Origin of the sequence: Aquirufa nivalisilvae, from assembly GCF_003143535.1 — a bacterium.
GTDB lineage: Bacteria > Bacteroidota > Bacteroidia > Cytophagales > Spirosomataceae > Aquirufa > Aquirufa nivalisilvae.
This window is the reverse complement of sequence record NZ_CP029346.1, coordinates 1,827,814-1,847,420: the sequence shown is the minus strand read 5'-3', so window position 1 is coordinate 1,847,420 and position 19,607 is coordinate 1,827,814. Positions and strand designations below refer to the sequence as shown.

Sequence of the window (19,607 nt, the reverse complement as noted above, 5' to 3'; positions counted from 1 at the left end):
ACAAATAAGATTTAGGTTTCAAAGCACGAAATCAACCCACTGTCAATGCCTGAAATAGGTTGACCGTTTAAAAGTAAAATTTTAAACTTAAAATCTATTAATTATGGCCAACAAAAAGTTGTATCTTCAAAGTGTGTCACAAAGACGTCTTCGTCATTTTAGTGACAGTTTTAAAATGGAGAAAGTTCGAGAAATAGAACAAGGTCGAACTCGAGTTTCAGAAATTTGTAAGCAATATGAAGTATCTGGGACCAATGTGTACAAATGGATTTCTAAATTCGGTACAATGAAAACCAATAAGACCCGAGTTATAGTAGAGACACAGAGTGATACACAAGAGTTGTTATTACTCAAGAAAAAAGTGGCTGAACTAGAGCGTATCGTAGGTCAGAAGCAAATCTTGCTTGACTTTAAGGATAAAATGATTGATCTAGCCGAACAGGCATATGGGGTTGATATTAAAAAAAAATTCGATTCCAAACCCTGCGATACTACTGGCTCACCCGAGAAAAACATCACTTCAGCTTAAATGAATTGTATCGAAGTCTTGGAATGAGTAAGCAAGCTGTACATCAACAGTTAAATCGACAAATCAAGCAGGAAAAAGTTCAACATCATTTATTAAAGGTCGTCGATGAAATTCGAGTAAAACACCCCACTATGGCTATTCGCTACTTGTACTATATGATAAAACCCGATCATCAGCAGATGATGGGAAGGGATTTATTTGAGGTATTTTGTAAGCAACAACATTTAACTAGGCCTAGAATACACTCCTTTATCAAGACGACAGATAGTCAAGGAGTAGTTCGGTTTGAGAATTTATTGATACATCAAAAACCGAGTCGAATAGACCAATATTGGCAGAGCGACATTAGTTATTATCAAGTCAATGGAATCTATTATTACCTTACTTTTATCATAGATGCCTATACACGTCATATAGTGGGTCATCACACCTCTAAAAGACTATTGACTACTCACACGACCATTCCAGCCTTACAAATGGCCATCAAGCTTAGAAAACAGAGGCGATTTGATGATTTAATACTTCATTCCGATGGAGGAGGTCAATATTATGCCAGAGAATTTTTAAGCGTGACTCAAAAATATGGGATCAAGAATAGCATGTGCAAATATCCCTGGGAAAATGGGAAAGCAGAACGCATCAATGGTATTATTAAAAACAATTATTTAAGGCATCGTAAAATCAATAACTTCGAAATGCTAGTCAAGGAAGTTGACCGCGCAGTATCACTTTATAATCTAGAAAAGCCGCATATTGAGTTAAATAAAATGTCTCCTATTGCATTTGAAAAAAAACTACTAAATTTAAATCAAGCTATAAGCTAAATACCTAAAATAATTGAATATGAATCAAGTATAAGTGACACAAAACGGTCAACGTCATTCAGGCATTCACACACTATAATCTATAACTTATAATCTATAATTTCCTCTCACGGTTTTGTTTGAGGTAAAGCCATGGTAAACTCTGTCCATTCGTTGGGATTAGATTGAACCTGAATCGTTCCGTTATGCAAATGAATGATACGTTCCACTAAAGATAGTCCGATACCATAGCCTTTAGATGAGGCTGTATTTTCACCACGAAAAAATGGTTGGAAAATAAATGGTAGATCTGTTTTAGGAATACCTTTTCCTTCGTTTTTCACGCGAATATTGATGGTGTTATGGTAAACACGCAATCCCACAAAGGCACAGTGCTTAGGACTGAATTTACAGGCATTTTCCATCAAGTTTTTAATTGCTGTTAGAATCAGTTTCTCATCACCCCGAATCATCAATTCTTCTTCATCATCAGGCATAAATGATGTATCAATGCTTACTTTATAATGGCTATTGAGCTTTTGAGTTAAGCTTCTAGCTTCCCAGATAATTTCATCAATTCGAATTAATTGAAAACCTGCTTGATAGTCTGAAACGCTAATTTTGTTTAATTCTAATAATGATTCAGTGATGGCTGCCAGTTCTTGCGTATCTTCTAATACAGAAGCTATGGTCTCTTTATAATCTTCTGCGGCGCGTTCTTTTAGTAGACTAACTTCCAATTGAGAGGATATCTTTGTTAATGGGTTTTTTAGTTCATGGGACACATTAGCAATGAAGGTTTTTTGCAGTTTAAAAGCATTCTCGATGCGTTCTAATAGACGGTTGATAGTGGACACCATCTTCCCTATTTCGTCCTCAGAATCAGAGGATTCCAGCCTCTCTTCCAATCTTTTGGGAGATAGATGATCAACTTGTTTGATGACCTCAGAAATGGGATTGACAGCTCTACCAGCAAAAAACCAGCCTGATATCACCACAATGAATACAAATAAGAGAAATAAGGCAATCAATATGTTTTTTAAATCCTTCGCATTTTCAGCAGAATATTGATCAACTGCACCTGCAAAAACCACAATTCGGCCCTCTGGAGTGGCAAATACAGTTCCAAGAATTTCAATATCTTCATGCGCAAATCGTACTTCTTTTTTGCGACGCACCTCCTTTACTCGGTTAACATCTATATGAAACGAAATGGTATCATTCGAACGATAAATACGCTCATTGCAGGTATCATAGGCCATAATATTTTCCCGGAAGAGAATGTCGCGGTTAGCTCGGTCAATGATGCGTAAAAGCTTGGAATCCACTTGGTTGACATTGACCAGGAGCTCTGCTGCTGTATTAGCCTTTTGTCTTAGTCGAGAATAGAAATTCTCCTTATAATTTTGCTGCGAGAAAACATAGATAATTAGATAGGATACGAATAAGATCGCAGACACCAAATAGGTAAATTGATATGTCAATCTGGAACGTATCTGCATGTTTTCTTATTCTTGTCGGAGGATATAACCCATACCAAACTGTGTATGTATCAATTTACTAGGGAAGTTTTTATCCACTTTTTTTCGTAAATAATTGACATATACCTCAATGAGGTTTGACGAATTTTCGTCTTCAACCTCCCAAATATTTTCAGCGATTTCAGCTTTGGAAATTACTTTTTCTTGGTTTTTGAGGAAGTATTCCAATAATTGAAACTCTTTAGCTGTTAAATTGATCTTTTGCCCTGAACGTGTGACTAATTTACTAGTAAGGTCAAGTTCTAAATCGGCAAATTTAAGGACTTGAGAATCTACAAGAGTTTGATTAGAGCGCTTGATAAGTGCCTTTACACGCGCCATAAATTCTTTGAAATCAAAGGGTTTGGCTAAATAATCATCAGCTCCAGCTTCAAATCCTATCAATTTGTCATCTGTTGTGCTTAATGCAGTCAACATTAATATGGGTGTTTGAATACCTAAGCTTCTCAGTTCTTTACAAAGTTCAATTCCATTGATTCCTGGAATGATGATGTCAGAAACGATCAATTGATAAGTATTTCTGGTAGCTAATTGCTTGCCCATAAGACCATCGTAAGCCACTTCTACCTCATAGTTATTCTCTTCCAAACCTCTTTTTAAGGATTGCACTGTTTTAGGTTCATCTTCTATGAGTAAGATTCGTATCATCCAATGATGTCTTTAAGATTAGCTGGAGAGTAAGCGATTGATTTTAATACTTTATTGTCGGATTTACGGTAAACTTTCCATAGGCCATGTTCTTCCTTGATTTCCGCTTCGGTGCCATCTTTTAAGAAGTAATATTCCACCGTTTTTTCAGCTTCTTCTAGGCTTTTACAGGCCTTAGACATATTAGAACGCTGAACTTCATTAAACAAATCGACAAACTTTTCTCCCAAACCAAATTCCAAAACAGCTCCTGATAGAACATATTGTAAATCACATAAAGCATCAGCTATTTCTATCAAGTCATGGTCTTTGATAGCTTGTTGTAATTCTTCTAATTCTTCTGCTAATAAACTCACCCGTAGTTTGCAGCGATCTTCCGATGGAATACACGGTTGAGCTAATATAGGAGCTCCAAATGTTTCATGAAATAAGGCAACTTGATTTAAGGAATCGATTTTTTTCATAGGGAATATCTAATAGATTAAAATTAGTCAATTAATTGAATAAAGTAAATCCCTAAAATGGATGCTTTATCCACATTTTTCGGTGATAATTTTCGGTACAATTTGAAATGACAGGATTATAAAGCCGAATTTGTTTCCTTTTGTACACATTTCCACGACTTATCCACAGCTCCTTGTGGATAAGTAAAGTCAAATTAGTTTAAATCGAGCTGAAGTATAAGAAATATGGGAAGATATGGGGCTAACTCAAAGGTCTAAAAATACAATTGTGCACGAATGTGGATAAGTCGTGGATAAGTCAATCAGAATGTTACAAATTGTTAATTCGTAACAATATTATATAGAACAACAGGAATGTTAGAACACCAGGAAATATAAATTATTGTTTTTTGTCATTCACTAGGTTTACTTTCTGTAAAAGATCCATCAGTATAAAAGATGATAACCCGTTCAATCCTTTTAATCAAATGAGAACTTGAAGCGGCTTGACTAGCAACCGCCATCGAGGAATTGCCTGAACTAGGGCTGATTTTAGCACTTTCTCGGTTCCGCCTGAGATTTGATTGTACGATAGTTGGCTCAGCTAAAGAATTTTTATCCGATTCTGAAGGGCTTGCCTCTGGAGCATCAAAAAGAGAAGGATTGGAATTAGTCACCTCTATTTTAGAAGTGGGAGATGAATTTAAGGAGAGTAGTCGATCATCAAATAATAATTCCTCTGCGGTTAGCTCTGGAAAAGCTTTAAGGATTTTCTGAACGACATCCAAGCTAGGCTTATTTCTGCCCGACAAGATATGGGATACACTACTTCGTGGTATTCCTATCTTGTCAGCAAATTGAGAAGAACTGATTTGTTTTCTCTGAATTAACAATTCTATCTTTTGACTTAAATTCATCTTTGTAAATATTCATTACGAGTTACAAAGTTAAATTTATAATAGACAAAAGCAAAATTTGTTTAGATTACAAATGTTTATGATTTGATTATACAATTGTCACCAAGTGTAATCAATTTACTTTTGTATAAGCCACCTACAGCCTTCTTGAAATCTTTTTTTGACATACCTAATTGCTCATATATTTCTTCCGCAGGGCTTTTATCGTGTAGGTTTAATGTGCCACCATGTAGTTCGATAGCTTCCATAATCTTTTCCCTTTGTGAATCCATACGTTGAATGCCTACGGGTTCAATACGTAAATCAAGTTTGCCATCTTCACGTATGTTATCAATGTAAACATCTAACAATTGCCCAAGTTTAACATTTGTAAATATTTCATTTTTGAACAATTGACCCAGTTTACAATTGTTTACTAAACATTTGATTCCTAAGTTGGTGTATTCAAATGGTAATGCTTGTACTTTCTGACCAATTGTAAATTCTTCCACTTCGTCTAATAGAGATAAGAACTTATCAATTCTAGCTGAAGCCACAATCCGATCAGTTTGAGGATCTAGGTATACATATACTAAATACGACTTCCCTACAGACATCTTTTCCCATTGTTGACCAAATGGAACTAATAGATCTTTCATTAGACCCCATTCAAGGAAAACACCTATTGGGGTAACTTGCTTAACTTCTAGGAAGGCAAACTGATTAATCGTGGCCAGCGGTTTTAGCGTAGTCGCAATGATTCGATCTTCTGAGTCTCGGTAGATGAATACATCGATGAATCCATCTATTTCATAACTTTCTGGTACATACTGAAGAGGAAGAAGTATTTCATCTTCATATCCATCTAAATACAATCCGAAGGGGACTTCTTTGACGATTCTTAATCGATTATATTCCCCAATTTTTAATTCATTTTCCATAAAAAAACCCGGTGTTTAGCCGGGCGTAAAGGTATTCAATTTTCTGACGTTAAACGACTACGTTGTTTTCACGTAAGGCTTGATTCAAAGAGGTCTTCAAATCTGTGCTTTCTTTTCTTTTACCAATGATTAGGGCACATGGAACTCCGTAAGTACCAGCTGCAAAAGTCTTTTGAATGCTACCTGGAATAACTACTGAATTTTCAGGAACGTATCCAATGTATTCAACCGGTTCAGGACCACTAACATCAATAATCTTAGAACTACCAGTAATAGTAACTCCAGCACCTAATACGGCTTTTTTCCCAATATGAGCGCCTTCTACTACGATGCAGCGGGAACCTATGAATGCACCATCTTCAATGATTACTGGAGCTGCTTGTGGTGGTTCTAATACTCCACCAATTCCTACGCCACCACTTAAATGGACATTCTTACCAATTTGAGCGCAGCTTCCTACAGTAGCCCATGTATCAACCATGGTTCCTTCGTCTACATATGCACCAATATTGACATATGAGGGCATTAGAATAGTTCCTTTAGCTAGATAGGCACCATATCGGGCTACAGCAGGGGGAACAACTCGAACTCCTAATTCTTTGTAATTCGATTTTAAACGCATTTTATCGTGGTATTCAAAGATACCCACTTCACTTACGGACATTTGACGAATAGGGAAATACATCACAATGGCTTTCTTAACCCATTCATTCACTTGCCAGCTTCCATCTGCTAATGGCTCAGCTGTACGTAAGATTCCTTTGTCGACTTTTTCTACTACTTCTTCAATGGCTTGAACCACTTCCGGGTTTTGACGCAAGGATGTATCGTCCCAAGCAGATTGAATGATATTTTCTAATGAATTCATATAATATGTATGCAAAATTTGATACTACAAAGAACGGAGAAAATGCCTGCATAATCAATATGACAAAGGAATTATCTATTGGAATATTGAAAAGCACTAGCTAATAGCTATAAAAACCTAGTAAAATTTAACTTCAACTTTAATAAGTTAAGTTATTGATTATCAAGTAGTTGATAATTTGTTCAAAATTTAATTTGGTGAAAAATATGCTAGAATTTAGCTAAAAAGACAAGTGACATTCTGTCACGCCCCTACCCTTTTGATAATGCTGGGTAATTGGCTTATGTAAATATGCAAAAAAAGCTTGAATAAAAAACGTATCCAGTTATTTTTTTACTAAAAATATATTATTTAGCCTAATAGGTAAATAATTATGTGTTTGTTTACTTTTGTGTAAAGTGCCTTCTGGGCGATTAAACATATATTTATCGTTCAATTTTTGAGAATTGAGGAAAAAAGGGTATTTTTGATTTTAATCTGAAATCAAATTATTTGTATCAATGAAAAAAATTAAAGTAGCTATTAATGGATTTGGTCGTATTGGTCGACTTACTTTTCGTAGATTATTAGAAAAGGAAAATGTCGAAGTTGTTGCGATCAATGATTTAACAGACAATGCCACTCTGGCTCATTTGTTGAAGTATGATTCTGTTCACGGTCGTTTTAATGGAACTGTGACTTCTGATGCTGATTCTATTACTGTTAATGGAAAATCAATCAAGGCATTAGCTGAGCGTGATCCGAAATTATTACCATGGGGTGCTTTAGGAATTGATGTAGTTCTAGAATCTACAGGTCGTTTCGTTGATGAAGCTGGTGCTGGACAGCACTTAACTGCTGGTGCACGTAAAGTAATTATCTCTGCTCCTGCTAAAGGAAATGTTCCAACTGTTGTATTAGGTGTAAATGAAGATACATTAACGGATGAAATGACTATTATTTCAAATGCTTCATGTACTACGAACTGTTTAGCTCCAATGGCTAAAGTGTTAGACGATGCATTTGGTTTAGAAAAAGGATATATGTCAACTATCCACGCTTATACAGCTGATCAAAACTTACAAGATGCTCCACATGCTGACTTACGTCGTGCTCGTGCTGCAGCTTATTCTATTATCCCTACATCTACAGGTGCTGCTAAAGCAGTTGGTTTAGTATTACCACACTTGAAAGGTTTATTGGATGGTTCATCTATGCGTGTTCCTACTCCAGATGGTTCAGTTACTGAATTTACAGCCATTTTGAAAAAAGAAGTTAGTGCAGATGAAATCAATGCAGCCGTTAAGAAAGCAGCAGAAGGTCCAATGAAAGGAATCTTGGAATATAATACAGACGAAATCGTTTCTATTGATATTATTGGAAACTCTCACTCTTGTATTTTCGATTCTAAATTGACTTCAACTATGGGAACTTTGGTGAAAGTAGTTGGTTGGTATGACAATGAGTACGGTTATTCATCTCGTGCAGCAGATTTAATTGCTCGTGTAGGTTAATAATAGGCACATTTGATATAAAAAAAGGGAGGCTAGCCTCCCTTTTTTATTTGTTATTAACTGCTCGTAAATACTTGATAGAAAATCCTTTTTGAAAGAACATTTCTTCAAATCTGGTTTTGATACCATAGTGATCTTGATTCCATTCTGATTGATATAAATCCCAAGTTTGAATGAGTAATTGCCAAGGTGCTTTGACCAATTGTTCTAATGAATATTCAAATAAGGAATCTGAATCGGTTTTTAAATGAACAATCCCTTGACTTTTTAATACTGTCTGATATTTATTGAGAAAGAATGGAAAAGTTAGACGTTTCTTTTCATCTCGATCTTTCGGACGTGGATCAGGAAAAGTAATCCAAATTTCATCAACTTCATTTTCCGCAAAGTATTCAGGTAAATGTTGAATATGAATTCTCAGAAAAACGACATTCGTTAATCCTTCCGCCTCAGCCTGCCTAGCTCCTGCCGCTAGACGATCTCCTTTGATGTCTATACCAATAAAATTCTTTTCAGGAAATAATTTAGCGAGCCCCAAACTATATTCCCCTCGACCACATCCTAATTCCAAAACGATTGGATTGTTATTTTGAAAATAGGCCTCTCTCCATTGACCTCTACTAGAATCAAAAAAATCTTTACCTGACTGAATGACCCATGGCGAGCGTATAGCTAAATCGTACTTATATTCTTTTCTTCTACTCAAAACTTACACATTTATTTCAGCCACCAAATAGGTACTGCCCGTAATTAAAATAAAATCATTTTCCTTGGCGGAATGTTTAGCCATTTCTATAGCCTTATTTACATCGTTTTCACAAAAACCTACTAATTCATGCTCCAAAGCCATTTTTTGTAAATTTTCGGATGTAAGTGCTCTTGGATTTTGAGCTTGACAAAAAATATAATGGGCTTCTTTAGGAAATAATTTCAGTACAAGATGGATATCCTTATCCGCCACCATACCTAAAATTATCCACAAATCTCCTTGATTGAGACGCTTTACTTGGGATAACAATTGGCTTATCCCACTTTCATTATGCCCCGTATCAGCCACAATCCAAGGATTTTTTTGAATGAGCTCCCACCTGCCATGTAATTGGGTATTGATTTTTGATTTTTCAATACCAACTAAAATCTTATCCCATTGCAATGGAATAATTCCCTCACTTTGGATTTGTTCGCACCAGGCTAAAATGCCTGCAATATTCTTTACTTGATATTCCCCAGCATAAGGAGATGAAACTTCAAAGGTTTCATGCTGACTAGACTTTCCTTGAAGTTGTAGCTGCTCTTGCAAGTTGGTATATGAAATCCATTGTATTTTATCTTCAGCAAAAACGATAGGTGCATTCAATTCCTCTGCCTTTTTTTGAAAAATTTGTTCTGAGAAACTTTGTCGCTCAGAAATACAAATCGGAACCCCTTGTTTAATGATGCCAGCTTTTTCTTCCGCAATTAACTCCAATGTATCTCCCAATATATCTTGATGATCCCAACTGATATTGGTAATCATGCAAGCTTTGGGTAATATAATATTCGTAGAATCTAGTCGACCACCCAATCCTGTTTCAATAACGGCCCAATCTACTTGTTGATCTTTAAAATAAGAGAAAGCCATCAACACTGTCCATTCAAAAAAGGAAGGTTTGATATCTTGGATGAGTTGTAAGTTTTTTTCAACGAACTGAACCACCCAATCTTCCGCAACATTTTGTCCGTTTATTTTTATTCTTTCAGTAAATGATTTTAGATGCGGCGAAGTATAAAGCCCTACTCGGAAGCCGTGTTCTTGTAAAATAGATGCCATGAAATGGGACGAACTTCCCTTTCCATTGGTACCAGCGATATGCAATGCTTTGAAGGAATTTTGGGGATTCCCTAGTCGTTCGCATAATTGTTGGATATTCCCTAGACCAGGTTTAAATGCTTTTTTACCTTCCCGATGAAATACGGGTAATTGGTTGTATAAAAAAGCAATGACTTCTTTATAATCCATTCGATGATGTAAAAAATTATTTCGAATTGATTTTAAATACAATAGTTCCAGTAGATACTTCCGGACGTTCGCCGCCTGAGGTTGGCTTAAAACTTAATTTTTCCACAGCTCTCTTATATTTTTGAGCTACAGAAGCCGATAAGGTATTTTCGATGATTTTTAGTGAGATAATATTCCCACTTTCATCAATTTTTAGTGAAAAACGAATAATACCTGATTCATCTGAATCATCATTGACTTGAGGTCTAGAGGCAAGAGCCCAACCTGTCATATTCAAGGCTACTCCATTACCTCCACCAATTCCGCCACCACTACCACCGCCTTTTCCTTTTTGTCCAGAATAAATGGCAGAATTATTAATATCTCCGTCTAATTGACCTTTATCACCAATTTTACCTTTATCATTTCCATTGGAATTTCCTCCTGGAGCATCACTTGTACCTCTTGTTCCATTACTACTAGATTTCTTTTTGAACAAGGCTGATTCGTCAATTTTAGGTTGTTCTTCCACAACAGGCTTTGGAGGTTGAACGGCCACTTTTTCAGCTGGTTTATCAGCAATTTTAACCGTACTTTTAACGGTAGAGCTTAATAAGGGAGTTTCTTTAGTCGGAGTAGTTTTAACGATTTCTTTTTTAGGTTCTACTTTTTTATCGGCAGGTTTAGACTCCACTTCATTGGGTAAATCATTTGCCTGATTGTGAGTTTGAATATTTCCTCCTCCTTCGTCAGTATTACCATAATTCACTTCAAAACCTCCAGCAGGAATTTCCATTTTTACTTCATCGCCTGACCAAATGTTTAAAGTCCAGAATAGTAACAATAGACCACCATTAATTAAAATAGTGAGCACTAATGCTTTTAACTGATTTTTTTTCTCTAGTTCTTTCTGTGCGAGAACGCTATTCATATGCTTATGGTTTAAACACCCAAATGTCTAATTTCTTTAGGCTTTTTATTTCAGCTGCCTTTTTATACCCCTCTTCCATGTTGGCTTCTGTTCCAATACTTATTCGAAAATGGATTTCATCTTGCGCTTTTGGTAAAATGACAGCCTGATCAAATCCTTTTGATTTTAATTCACTCACCGCTAATGCTGCTTTTGCTTGTGTTTGAAAACTAGCAGCTACCAAGTATACTGATTGGGTATTGTGGTTAACAGGGGTTTTGGATTCTTCTGTAGCAGGAACTAAAGGACTTGGTATAATACTTGAATCTGCAGCAAGTGCTTTTTCCTCAGTGATAGCTACTTTACTTTCTTGAGAAATAGGAGTACTTTTTTCTTTTTTAATTTTGATGGTAAATGGACTCAATGAGCTGTTTACATAACGAGAATTAGGCTCTGTTAAAAAATAGGCACTAAGTCCGCCCAATAAAAAGGCTAAGAGGGCGTAAACATATACTTTCGTGCTAATTCTTTTGGGTAGAAGTTCTTCTTCCTCTAAAGTATCTTCACTGATTTCTTCATGAAGAATCATGGACTTTTCAATAGGACTTTCAATCAAAGTTGGCTTAGGAATATTTCCCAAAGTTGGTAAACCTACCGGATTTAAGCCAAATAGACTTAAATCAAAATTTTGATTGGGATTAGGAGCAAAGGAAATTTTGGATTCAGCAGTTAAGCTTAGAGTTCCAATCTTATCCAATACAATTGAATGTTCTGATTTCAGTGCATCTTTCAGTGATTTACTGAATTGATTGATTTGATCAAAAGCTAGTTTATGACTGATTCCCTCCTTCTTTGCCCAAGCCGTAGCCAATATTCCATCATCCGAACGAAGTCTTTCATTAAAGGCAATCCATCTTTTTCTGGGGTATATCATTTCCTCCGCAGCATTGAATTCAAAATCTTTGATATTGACTACAAAACCCCCAAAATTAGGAATAATGATACAGTCATGCTCAAAGAGTAATGTTTCAATTAGGTTAACTATGGAGTTATTGATGGTCATATTAGAAGGAATAAGCAACGCTTACGGTATAGTTTAAGCCTTGTGAAGGGTAAAATAAATACCTTTCATAATTTTTTCCAAGTAAATTATTAGCACTAACAGCCGCATTAAACTTTTTAGTAATTAAATAATTCACTTTTAAATTCAAATCAATGATATCCTTCATGGCCACCGCCGTGTTAGTTCTAGGATTTAAACCATAAAGTCCATTCATATAAAACACATCTGGAGAAATGATGATTTTGTCTTTAAATGTAATGGAGTTGGTAAAAGAGATATTCATGGCTGGACGGTGATATGCCTTTTCCAATGTGCCTAAATTATCATATTGATTGATGTCGTATTTCAATACGGATAAGAAACGTTCGTTCAATTGATAGTTAAACTGTCCAGAAAAATTCATCACTTGTGCCTTTTTTATATCTCCTGCATAGACGACAGTGTATTTAGAACTATCTGCTGCACTAGGTACAAAAAAGGATAAATTACTGAATTCTGAATACATGAATTTAAATTCAAAATCGAAACTATGTTCATTAGATCCTTTGAATCCACCAAATACATTAGCCGTTTGAGCGGTATTTCTTAAATCGATTCGATTTCTCAACCATGGATTTTGTGAAGCCATTTGACTCAAGGTATTGAAATAGGTATCTCCCCCTAAACCTGCGAAAAAGTGAATAAAATTGGCAGCTTTATAATCCAATTTAACCACTGGAAATAAGCTTGTTGTATTCAATCCTCTTAACTTATCTTTTTCGTTGACCACATTAATTCCAGCGTGAACGGAAACACGATCGCTTTTGTAGAAAAAACTGGGCTTAACTCGATAAAGCTCTCTTCGGTTATTTTCCAAGCTAGCGTATTCGCTCATGGTCATATCACCAGAAAAATGTGCGGATAAATTATCGTTGATGGTTAAAACCGTCTGAATCTTACTATCCCAAATCCATTCTCTTTCATTTTGAGAAGTAGACATCATGGTTAATCCCGAAGTGGCAATATAATCGAATTTGGCATCTTTTTTGGCACTAGAGATACTGCCCACATAATTAAAACGATCGTAATACACACCAAATGTGCCGTTAGCCATATTGTTGAATTGCTCTTCAGGTCTACCGTACCAATTAGCCTCTACTCTTTTATAACTAATAGATCCATTCAATAAATAAGATGGAGTAAAGGTCTTGCTGTATACTTTAATTTCATTTTCATTTCTTCCTGAAAAACTAGTTGCTACAGGACCCCTACGATTGGCATCGTGATTGATGTATAAACCATGAAAGGAATTTTCATTGGGGGTAAATCCAAAATGCGCATTCATTAAGGTATGGCCATAATTTCCAGCACCCACCTTAAACACATTTTTAAACTTAGGTCCATAAGATGACGTTAATTCATCTCCTTCTCTAGGATCAACGATGGAAGTATTGATTTTTGGTAAATGAGTTCCCTCCCATTTTCTATCAACCAAATCATATTTCATTTTACGGTCTTTCCGTAAATCTTGAGCCTCTTCCAAGAGATCAAATCCTCTTGAAACCTGTGGCTGTAATTCAATTTTTCGGGTTTTCTCAACTTCAATGGCTTCATCCTGAATAGAGCCTTCCCTTTTTTGGGCAAAACCCTCAAATGCGCCTAAGCAGAGTCCGAATGTAGCAGTGAATAGTACTTTTTTAGCTGTTCGATTGAATCTCATCTTATATTATTTTAAGGGTAAGCTTTCTAATTTAGTTTTGGCAGCTTGGATTACCTCTGCATCACTGGAATTATCCACGATGGATTTTAAGGTAGCTCTTGCTTGTGGGATATTTTTCAAGGCGATGAAATTATCGGCCAATAAAATATAGGCTTTGCCTAAAATGGCATCTGATGCTTCAGAAAAGACATTTCTGAATTTATCCAAAATCATTTCGCTTGATTCTTTAAATTTAGATTCTTTGTATAAAAGACTTGCCAATTTTAACTGAGCTGAAGCTCCGATGTCATTCTTATCTAAATTGGTCGTGATTCCCAACCAATTTCTTTGGTTAACAATATCCCCTCCCGATTCAAAGGTATTAGCCATCTTTTCAGCCAATTTTGCCTTTTCCTCTTCACTGATGTCTTTTTGTTGAATTAATTCATCTGTTATATAGGCTGCCGAATCTAACATATTAGCTCCAATGAAAGTGGACAATAGGCCATTATTAGCTAATAATTGATCTTTAGTTCCGGTATATTTAGATTTATACAAATGATACAAATTGGCAGAAGCAGAATAGTTTTTATTTTCTAACTCTATTTCAGCACTACGCTGTATGGCTTTATTGATTTGAGGATGCACATTTTGCTCGACCATTTTCTTGTAATAAATCAGCGCTTCTGATTTGTTATTGGTTCGATAGGCAGCATCGGCTATTAAGTAAGTCGCTTCCACTAAATTTTCATTGTTTGGATATTTTTCAATGAAAGCTTTCAATGGGGCAATGGCTTTGTCGTATTTTTCACCTAAATAAATGCCTTTAGCGGCACGGTATTCTAAATCCACATTTTCCGGTTCATTCGGACTGCTTTTTTGGAAGTTGCCTAGTAATTGTCCAAAATCTTCTGGTCTACCAACTTCATTCAATTCTTCTTGAAGCCCTACTAAAGCATCTTTAGCTGTTTTGTCTGTTGGGTATTCTTGAATAATGCGTTTATAATCTGCAATGGACAACTCATGCTGATTCGTATTAGCATAAGATTGTGCACGTTTCAATAATGCCTGAGTGAAATATGGGCTTTTGGAATTGGTTTCAATTAAATCGGTAAAACCTACAATAGCTTCTTTGTATTTATTGGTATTGAAGGAAATGACATTCTCTTGGAATGCAGCATCATCTACATATTTAGAATTCGGGAATGAAGTTCTTAATTGTTTGAAACTTGCTTTCGCTTCATTGTCGCGGTTCAAATAAGTCAAGGTTACCCCTTTTTGATATAAAGCATAATCTTTTTCCGTCTTAGCCAAATCAATTGCCTGATTATAATAGGTTAAGGCTTCGTCATATTTTTTTGATACTAAATAAGTATCAGCCAAACGAATTAAAATGGTTGGATTGTTTTTGGCATCAGGACTTAGCTTCAAACGATCGACATAAGCCTTGAATAAGACATTGGCTTTAGTAAAGTCTTTGGTATTGAAATATGCATAAGCTAATCCCATACGAACCTTTTGCAAAAAGTCATTGGGTTTAGCTACAGGTGGCGTTCCAATCAACAAGGGGGAATAAACTTGAATAGCTTGTTCATATTTCTTTTGTTGCGACAAGGCCTCTCCTTTTCCAAATAAGGCTTGGAATTTTAAATCAGCACTTTCTGGGTTTTCTGAAGATGTTTGAAATAAATCCAAAGCTTGATCAAATTTATTTTCATTATAGGCTTTTACACCCAAATTATAAGTCAAGGTTTGATAAGCGGCGTTTAATTTAGCATTTCGATTTGATAAACCTTTCAGATAATCCAAGGCAGCTTGAATGTTATTGGAATGAATAAAGGCATCAGCCACTAATTCAGTTGATTCTTCTGTAAACTTACTTTTAGGGTATTTTTTGCTAAATTCTTGAATAGCATAAATGGTTTCACTAGCCTTTCCTAAGTCTAATAATACCTTAGCGTAATTGAAATAGGCTTCCTCTTGAATTTGTGCATTGAACGACAAATCTTTGGCTTGTCCAAATGCCTGAAGTGTTGCTTCTAGATTTCCAGATTTAAGTTGTGCTAAACCTAAAGTAAAGGCAGCATATTGAGCTAAGGTGTCTTTTTTGCCTGCTAAAGCTTTTAATTCATCCGATGCCTCATTGAATTTGTTGGTTTTATATAAGGAATAACCAAAACGGTACTGGATTTCAGAGGTGATTTTTGTCGGATTTAGCTTTTTGTATAAGCTGTAGCTTACAGCTGCTTTTTCAAAATAACCTAGTTTAAATTGTACTTCTGCTACCAAAAGAGATAATTCATCAAGATTATAACCTGCTTTTTTTTGTTTTAAAATAGGTTCAGCATAGTTCAATAATTCATTGAATTTTCCTTCATGAAAATAGCACATGGCAATCCAATTCGGGATATCTTTTCTAAATCGACTTGAACCTTCTGCCTTTTTAAAGTCGGTATTGGCTTCTCCGAATCGTTTTTCTCCAAAATTGATTACTCCAGCATAATAAGCTGCAGCAAAAGCAAACTCTTCCTCTGGCTCGGCTTTAATTTCGTTGAATAAAGGCAAAGCCTCTCTGACATCTTTCAATTGATAATAAGAAACAGCCAATTTGAACTTAGCCTCTAAATTAGTATCAGAAGATTTACTTAAATATTTTATCGCTTTTTTGTAATCGCCATTGTCGTAAAAGAAACTACCTATACCCCTCATTAATTTAACTGCTTGAGGATGTTCTGGGTAATTTGCCACAAAACGGTCCGCCACAATTTCTGCTTCGGGCTGACTCATGTATAAAGTACACATGGTCATATAGTACTCTGCCAAAACTCGCTGACCTGCTTGCTCATTATTTAGAGGCTCCAAACTTGCTAAGTAAGCAGAAAACTCTTCTTTGGCCGCTACATAATTTTTTGAATCAAAATATTCTTTAGCCTGTCGAAAGTGTAGCGTCTGATCTCCAAAACTCAAGGTTTGTTGAGCCACCGCTGACCAAGAAAGCAAGAAAAATAAAATAGCTGGAATCCAGCGAAGCGTACGATTTTGTTTTCTCATTAGTAGAAGATTACAGCATTCTCAATTACTACAATAATACGATTTTTCTTCCAATTAATTGTAGCGGATACCCAATTTATTTAGGCTAATTTGGGGATACAATGGCCAATTTTAGTTTGATTAAGGCGATTTTCTTATATTTACACTCTACACCTAATCAACATTTAATTTTTTTAATTCATGACAAAATTTACCATAAATTCCTTGGTGCTAGTCACACTTTTGTTGGGAATCAACCTATTAGGCTTTAGTGCCTCTCCTGTTATACGACATGAAATTAGTATGACAGTACCGCACACTCATTACTTTCAAGTTAAAACGACTGTAGATCTAAATCAAAGCCATTGGAACAAGTCCTATATTGATTTTAAAATGGCAGCTTGGACACCTGGCTCCTATTTGATTCGTGAATTCGCTCGTAATGTTGAGTCTTTGTCGACAGTAAAAAACGGATCATTGATTCCCGTTGAGAAGATTAATAAAAATACTTGGCGTGTGCATTTAAGTAAAGGTCAAAAGCAAGTGATTATCTCTTATGACGTATATGCATTTGAGTTATCTGTTCGTACTTCTTTTTTAGATGATACGCATGGATATATCAATCCTGCATCTGTTTTATTGTATGTTCATGAGTTGGCACAACAAGCGCAGTCAGTTCAAATTAATCCACATAAATCTTTTCAAAGGATTTCTACCGCTTTAAAACAAACAGCTTCCCAAACCTATGAAGCTAAAAACTTGGATGAACTGATTGACTCTCCTATCGAGATTGGAAATCATCAAGTATTTCAATTTAAAGTGGGAAACATTCCTCATCAAATTGCCTTTTATGGCCAAGCTAAGGTAGATACAACCAAATTCATTGCAGATGTTAAGAAAATGTGTGAGGAAGCGGCTCGAGTAATTGGCCAACATCCTTGTGATCACTATTTGTTTATTATCCATAATTTGCAAAAAGGCTCAGGAGGTTTAGAGCATTTGTATTCCACCACTTGTCAAGTTGCGCGATCAGCTTATGAAACCGAAAATGGCTACCATGGAATTATCGGTTTATTATCTCACGAGTATTTCCATTTATGGAACGTAAAGCGGATTCGTCCGATGGCCCTTGGTCCATTTGATTACGAGAATGAAAATTACACCCACAATTTATGGTTGTCTGAGGGGATGACTTCTTATTATGGTGCATTGATATTACAGCGTTCAGGACAAACAACGACCGAAGCATATTTGAAATCAGTAGCGGATGAAATTTCATCTGTAGAAAATACACCTGGAAATAAAGTGGAATCTGCTGCATCAGCTTCTTGGGATGCTTGGATTAAGTACTATCGTCCAAATGAAAATAGCCGTAATTCTACAGTTTCATATTATTCTAAAGGATCTGTTTTAGGAACGGTATTGAACCTTTGGATCATTAAGCAAAGTAATGGGAAAGCGAATTTGGATGATGCATTTAAGTATTTATACCAAAATTATTATGTCAAACAACAGCGCGGATTTACGGATGCAGAGTTGGAAAATGCTTTTTCATTTGTAGCAGGAACATCTGCCAAAACTATTTTTCAGCAATTGGTTTATGGAACTGTCATTCCTGATTACGCAGGTTTATTACGAGAAGTGGGTTATGAGTGGACAGATGTAAACCAAGGGAAAACAATCCCTTATTTAGGATTTACTGTTACAGCAGGAAAAATTTCTGCCGTATTGAAAGGAAGTACTGCTTATAATCATGGTTTGAATGTAGGAGATGAAGTATTAAAAGTAAATTCAGATACTTTTGAGAGTGTAGATAAGACTTTGAAAGATAAAAATGTAGGTGATACTATTTTGTTCACGATTCGTCGAGATGGTTTAGAAAGAACATTGGCTATACCAGTAGGTAAATCCAATTTATCCGCTTTTAAAATAAGTTCTATGACCGATTTGACTGAACGTCAGAAAGCTTTGCGCTTGAAGTGGCTTGGGAAAATCAATTAATTGATATGTTTGCCCATTTCGGCATACATGGAATGGAAATTATTCAGGACATAAGTTTGAAAGGAGGAGCTGGATGCCAGCTCCTCTATTTCTTTTTGAGAGGAAAAGTCCAAAACGGAGAATTTGTAGCTTTGTTCTAAATTAGGTGCTTCAAACTTTACAATGTATTTGGAGTTCCATTCAAACAAGGAAATTCGCATGGATTCGTGGGGAATTTCTTTGATGAAATGCATATACTAAGCCTCTTCTACGATTTTGATACTTTGGATTTTATCGCCTTCGCGAATTAAATCAATCACTTCTAAACCTTCCACTACTTTACCAAAACAAGTATGTTTACGGTCTAAATGAGCCGTATTATTTCTTGAATGGCAGATAAAGAATTGAGAACCACCTGTATTTGGTCCTCTGTGGGCCATCGACAATACTCCACGATCGTGGAATTGGTTATTTCCCGTTAATTCACATGGAATGGTATAACCAGGGCCACCAGCACCAGTTCCTGTAGGATCTCCTCCTTGAATCACAAAATCAGCAATTACTCGGTGAAATGTTACTCCATCATAAAATCCTTTATTGGATAAATCAATGAAGTTTTTCACGTGAATGGGAGCATCTTCCTCATAAAATTCAATTTTCATTAACCCTTTATCGGTCAACATTTCTGCGTATGCCATAATTTCATTTAATTTTGAGGCACAAAGATGCGAATGAAAATTGAATTATTTAAATTGAAATCTTTTAATTGCCTAAACTAAAGCCACCACATGTTTTCTACAAAACAA

At 35.7% G+C, this 19,607-nt stretch carries 18 protein-coding genes; 4 read left to right on the top strand and 14 right to left on the bottom strand.

Going from position 1 to position 19,607, the window contains the following annotated elements; translation table 11 throughout:
• The first annotated feature begins 103 nt into the window (after window positions 1–103).
• The gene (locus tag HME7025_RS08145; RefSeq protein ID WP_109322220.1) at window positions 104–529 is read left to right on the top strand and encodes a transposase; all 426 of its coding nucleotides are present in this window, start codon (window positions 104–106) and stop codon (window positions 527–529) included.
• Window positions 530–552: 23 nt separating this feature from the next.
• On the top strand, window positions 553–1,353 hold the full coding sequence (locus tag HME7025_RS08140) for a DDE-type integrase/transposase/recombinase (protein WP_109322221.1): 801 nt from the start codon (window positions 553–555) through the stop codon (window positions 1,351–1,353).
• A gap of 107 nt (window positions 1,354–1,460) precedes the next feature.
• Here the strand turns inward: HME7025_RS08140 and HME7025_RS08135 are convergent, their stop codons facing one another.
• From HME7025_RS08135 to HME7025_RS08110, 6 genes are all read right to left on the bottom strand, one after another.
• On the bottom strand, window positions 1,461–2,834 hold the full coding sequence (locus HME7025_RS08135) for a HAMP domain-containing sensor histidine kinase (protein WP_109323156.1): 1,374 nt from the start codon (window positions 2,832–2,834) through the stop codon (window positions 1,461–1,463).
• Between the two features lie 6 nt (window positions 2,835–2,840).
• Window positions 2,841–3,518 carry a response regulator transcription factor gene (locus tag HME7025_RS08130; protein ID WP_109325060.1) on the bottom strand — a complete coding sequence of 226 codons (678 nt, stop codon included), beginning with the start codon at window positions 3,516–3,518 and terminating at the stop codon, window positions 2,841–2,843.
• Window positions 3,518–3,985 carry a pyrophosphohydrolase domain-containing protein gene (locus HME7025_RS08125; protein WP_109323155.1) on the bottom strand — a complete coding sequence of 156 codons (468 nt, stop codon included), beginning with the start codon at window positions 3,983–3,985 and terminating at the stop codon, window positions 3,518–3,520. Before HME7025_RS08125 ends, HME7025_RS08130 begins: the two co-directional genes overlap by 1 nt.
• A 392-nt stretch (window positions 3,986–4,377) precedes the next feature.
• Window positions 4,378–4,881 carry a helix-turn-helix transcriptional regulator gene (locus HME7025_RS08120; protein ID WP_109323154.1) on the bottom strand — a complete coding sequence of 168 codons (504 nt, stop codon included), beginning with the start codon at window positions 4,879–4,881 and terminating at the stop codon, window positions 4,378–4,380.
• A 77-nt stretch (window positions 4,882–4,958) separates the two neighbouring features.
• Window positions 4,959–5,801 carry a CvfB family protein gene (locus HME7025_RS08115; protein ID WP_109323153.1) on the bottom strand — a complete coding sequence of 281 codons (843 nt, stop codon included), beginning with the start codon at window positions 5,799–5,801 and terminating at the stop codon, window positions 4,959–4,961.
• A 49-nt stretch (window positions 5,802–5,850) separates the two neighbouring features.
• Window positions 5,851–6,669, bottom strand: a complete 819-nt coding sequence (locus tag HME7025_RS08110; RefSeq protein WP_109323152.1) for a 2,3,4,5-tetrahydropyridine-2,6-dicarboxylate N-succinyltransferase — start codon at window positions 6,667–6,669, stop codon at window positions 5,851–5,853.
• 500 nt (window positions 6,670–7,169) lie between these two features.
• On the opposite strand from HME7025_RS08110, the gene gap reads away from it, so the two are divergent.
• Window positions 7,170–8,162 carry a type I glyceraldehyde-3-phosphate dehydrogenase gene (gap, locus tag HME7025_RS08105; RefSeq protein ID WP_109323151.1) on the top strand — a complete coding sequence of 331 codons (993 nt, stop codon included), beginning with the start codon at window positions 7,170–7,172 and terminating at the stop codon, window positions 8,160–8,162.
• Between the two features lie 46 nt (window positions 8,163–8,208).
• Here gap and trmB read toward each other — a convergent pair whose 3' ends face one another.
• From trmB to HME7025_RS08075, 6 genes are read right to left on the bottom strand one after another with little or no spacing between them, the layout of a single operon-like run.
• A complete protein-coding gene (gene trmB, locus HME7025_RS08100; protein ID WP_109323150.1) occupies window positions 8,209–8,868 on the bottom strand; it encodes a tRNA (guanosine(46)-N7)-methyltransferase TrmB in 660 nt (219 codons plus the stop codon).
• Between the two features lie 3 nt (window positions 8,869–8,871).
• The gene (locus tag HME7025_RS08095; RefSeq protein ID WP_109323149.1) at window positions 8,872–10,161 is read right to left on the bottom strand and encodes a bifunctional folylpolyglutamate synthase/dihydrofolate synthase; all 1,290 of its coding nucleotides are present in this window, start codon (window positions 10,159–10,161) and stop codon (window positions 8,872–8,874) included.
• Between the two features lie 16 nt (window positions 10,162–10,177).
• Complete coding sequence (locus HME7025_RS08090; RefSeq protein ID WP_109323148.1) at window positions 10,178–11,071, bottom strand: hypothetical protein; 894 nt, start codon at window positions 11,069–11,071, stop codon at window positions 10,178–10,180.
• A gap of 4 nt (window positions 11,072–11,075) precedes the next feature.
• Window positions 11,076–12,113, bottom strand: coding sequence for an HU domain-containing protein (locus HME7025_RS08085; RefSeq protein WP_154401949.1), 1,038 nt, complete (start codon window positions 12,111–12,113; stop codon window positions 11,076–11,078).
• A 1-nt stretch (window position 12,114) separates the two neighbouring features.
• Window positions 12,115–13,812, bottom strand: a complete 1,698-nt coding sequence (locus HME7025_RS08080) for a TonB-dependent receptor (protein ID WP_109323146.1) — start codon at window positions 13,810–13,812, stop codon at window positions 12,115–12,117.
• A 6-nt stretch (window positions 13,813–13,818) separates the two neighbouring features.
• A complete protein-coding gene (locus tag HME7025_RS08075; RefSeq protein ID WP_109323145.1) occupies window positions 13,819–16,842 on the bottom strand; it encodes a tetratricopeptide repeat protein in 3,024 nt (1,007 codons plus the stop codon).
• Window positions 16,843–17,022: 180 nt separating this feature from the next.
• Between HME7025_RS08075 and HME7025_RS08070 the strand changes: the two genes are divergently transcribed.
• Window positions 17,023–18,822 carry a M61 family metallopeptidase gene (locus HME7025_RS08070; RefSeq protein WP_109323144.1) on the top strand — a complete coding sequence of 600 codons (1,800 nt, stop codon included), beginning with the start codon at window positions 17,023–17,025 and terminating at the stop codon, window positions 18,820–18,822.
• On the opposite strand, the gene HME7025_RS08065 is transcribed toward HME7025_RS08070, so the two are convergent.
• Together HME7025_RS08065 and HME7025_RS08060 are read right to left on the bottom strand one after the other, a co-directional pair.
• Window positions 18,819–19,055, bottom strand: a complete 237-nt coding sequence (locus HME7025_RS08065) for a hypothetical protein (RefSeq protein ID WP_130925380.1) — start codon at window positions 19,053–19,055, stop codon at window positions 18,819–18,821. The two genes, HME7025_RS08070 and HME7025_RS08065, sit on opposite strands and share 4 nt — an antisense overlap.
• Window positions 19,056–19,058: 3 nt before the next feature.
• Window positions 19,059–19,499, bottom strand: a complete 441-nt coding sequence (locus tag HME7025_RS08060; RefSeq protein WP_109323142.1) for a peptidylprolyl isomerase — start codon at window positions 19,497–19,499, stop codon at window positions 19,059–19,061.
• Between the last annotated feature and the right edge of the window lie 108 nt (window positions 19,500–19,607).

Bases quoted from the DNA above. Each gene is read 5' to 3' on its own strand.
- HME7025_RS08145 (WP_109322220.1), top strand. From the start codon at position 104: ATGGCCAACAAAAAGTTGTATCTTCAAAGTGTGTCACAAAGACGTCTT.
- HME7025_RS08140 (WP_109322221.1), top strand. From the start codon at position 553: ATGAGTAAGCAAGCTGTACATCAACAGTTAAATCGACAAATCAAGCAG.
- HME7025_RS08135 (WP_109323156.1), bottom strand. From the start codon at position 2,834: ATGCAGATACGTTCCAGATTGACATATCAATTTACCTATTTGGTGTCT.
- HME7025_RS08125 (WP_109323155.1), bottom strand. From the start codon at position 3,985: ATGAAAAAAATCGATTCCTTAAATCAAGTTGCCTTATTTCATGAAACA.
- HME7025_RS08120 (WP_109323154.1), bottom strand. From the start codon at position 4,881: ATGAATTTAAGTCAAAAGATAGAATTGTTAATTCAGAGAAAACAAATC.
- HME7025_RS08115 (WP_109323153.1), bottom strand. From the start codon at position 5,801: ATGGAAAATGAATTAAAAATTGGGGAATATAATCGATTAAGAATCGTC.
- HME7025_RS08110 (WP_109323152.1), bottom strand. From the start codon at position 6,669: ATGAATTCATTAGAAAATATCATTCAATCTGCTTGGGACGATACATCC.
- gap (WP_109323151.1), top strand. From the start codon at position 7,170: ATGAAAAAAATTAAAGTAGCTATTAATGGATTTGGTCGTATTGGTCGA.
- HME7025_RS08095 (WP_109323149.1), bottom strand. From the start codon at position 10,161: ATGGATTATAAAGAAGTCATTGCTTTTTTATACAACCAATTACCCGTA.
- HME7025_RS08090 (WP_109323148.1), bottom strand. From the start codon at position 11,071: ATGAATAGCGTTCTCGCACAGAAAGAACTAGAGAAAAAAAATCAGTTA.
- HME7025_RS08085 (WP_154401949.1), bottom strand. From the start codon at position 12,113: ATGACCATCAATAACTCCATAGTTAACCTAATTGAAACATTACTCTTT.
- HME7025_RS08080 (WP_109323146.1), bottom strand. From the start codon at position 13,812: ATGAGATTCAATCGAACAGCTAAAAAAGTACTATTCACTGCTACATTC.
- HME7025_RS08075 (WP_109323145.1), bottom strand. From the start codon at position 16,842: ATGAGAAAACAAAATCGTACGCTTCGCTGGATTCCAGCTATTTTATTT.
- HME7025_RS08070 (WP_109323144.1), top strand. From the start codon at position 17,023: ATGACAAAATTTACCATAAATTCCTTGGTGCTAGTCACACTTTTGTTG.
- HME7025_RS08065 (WP_130925380.1), bottom strand. From the start codon at position 19,055: ATGCATTTCATCAAAGAAATTCCCCACGAATCCATGCGAATTTCCTTG.
- HME7025_RS08060 (WP_109323142.1), bottom strand. From the start codon at position 19,499: ATGGCATACGCAGAAATGTTGACCGATAAAGGGTTAATGAAAATTGAA.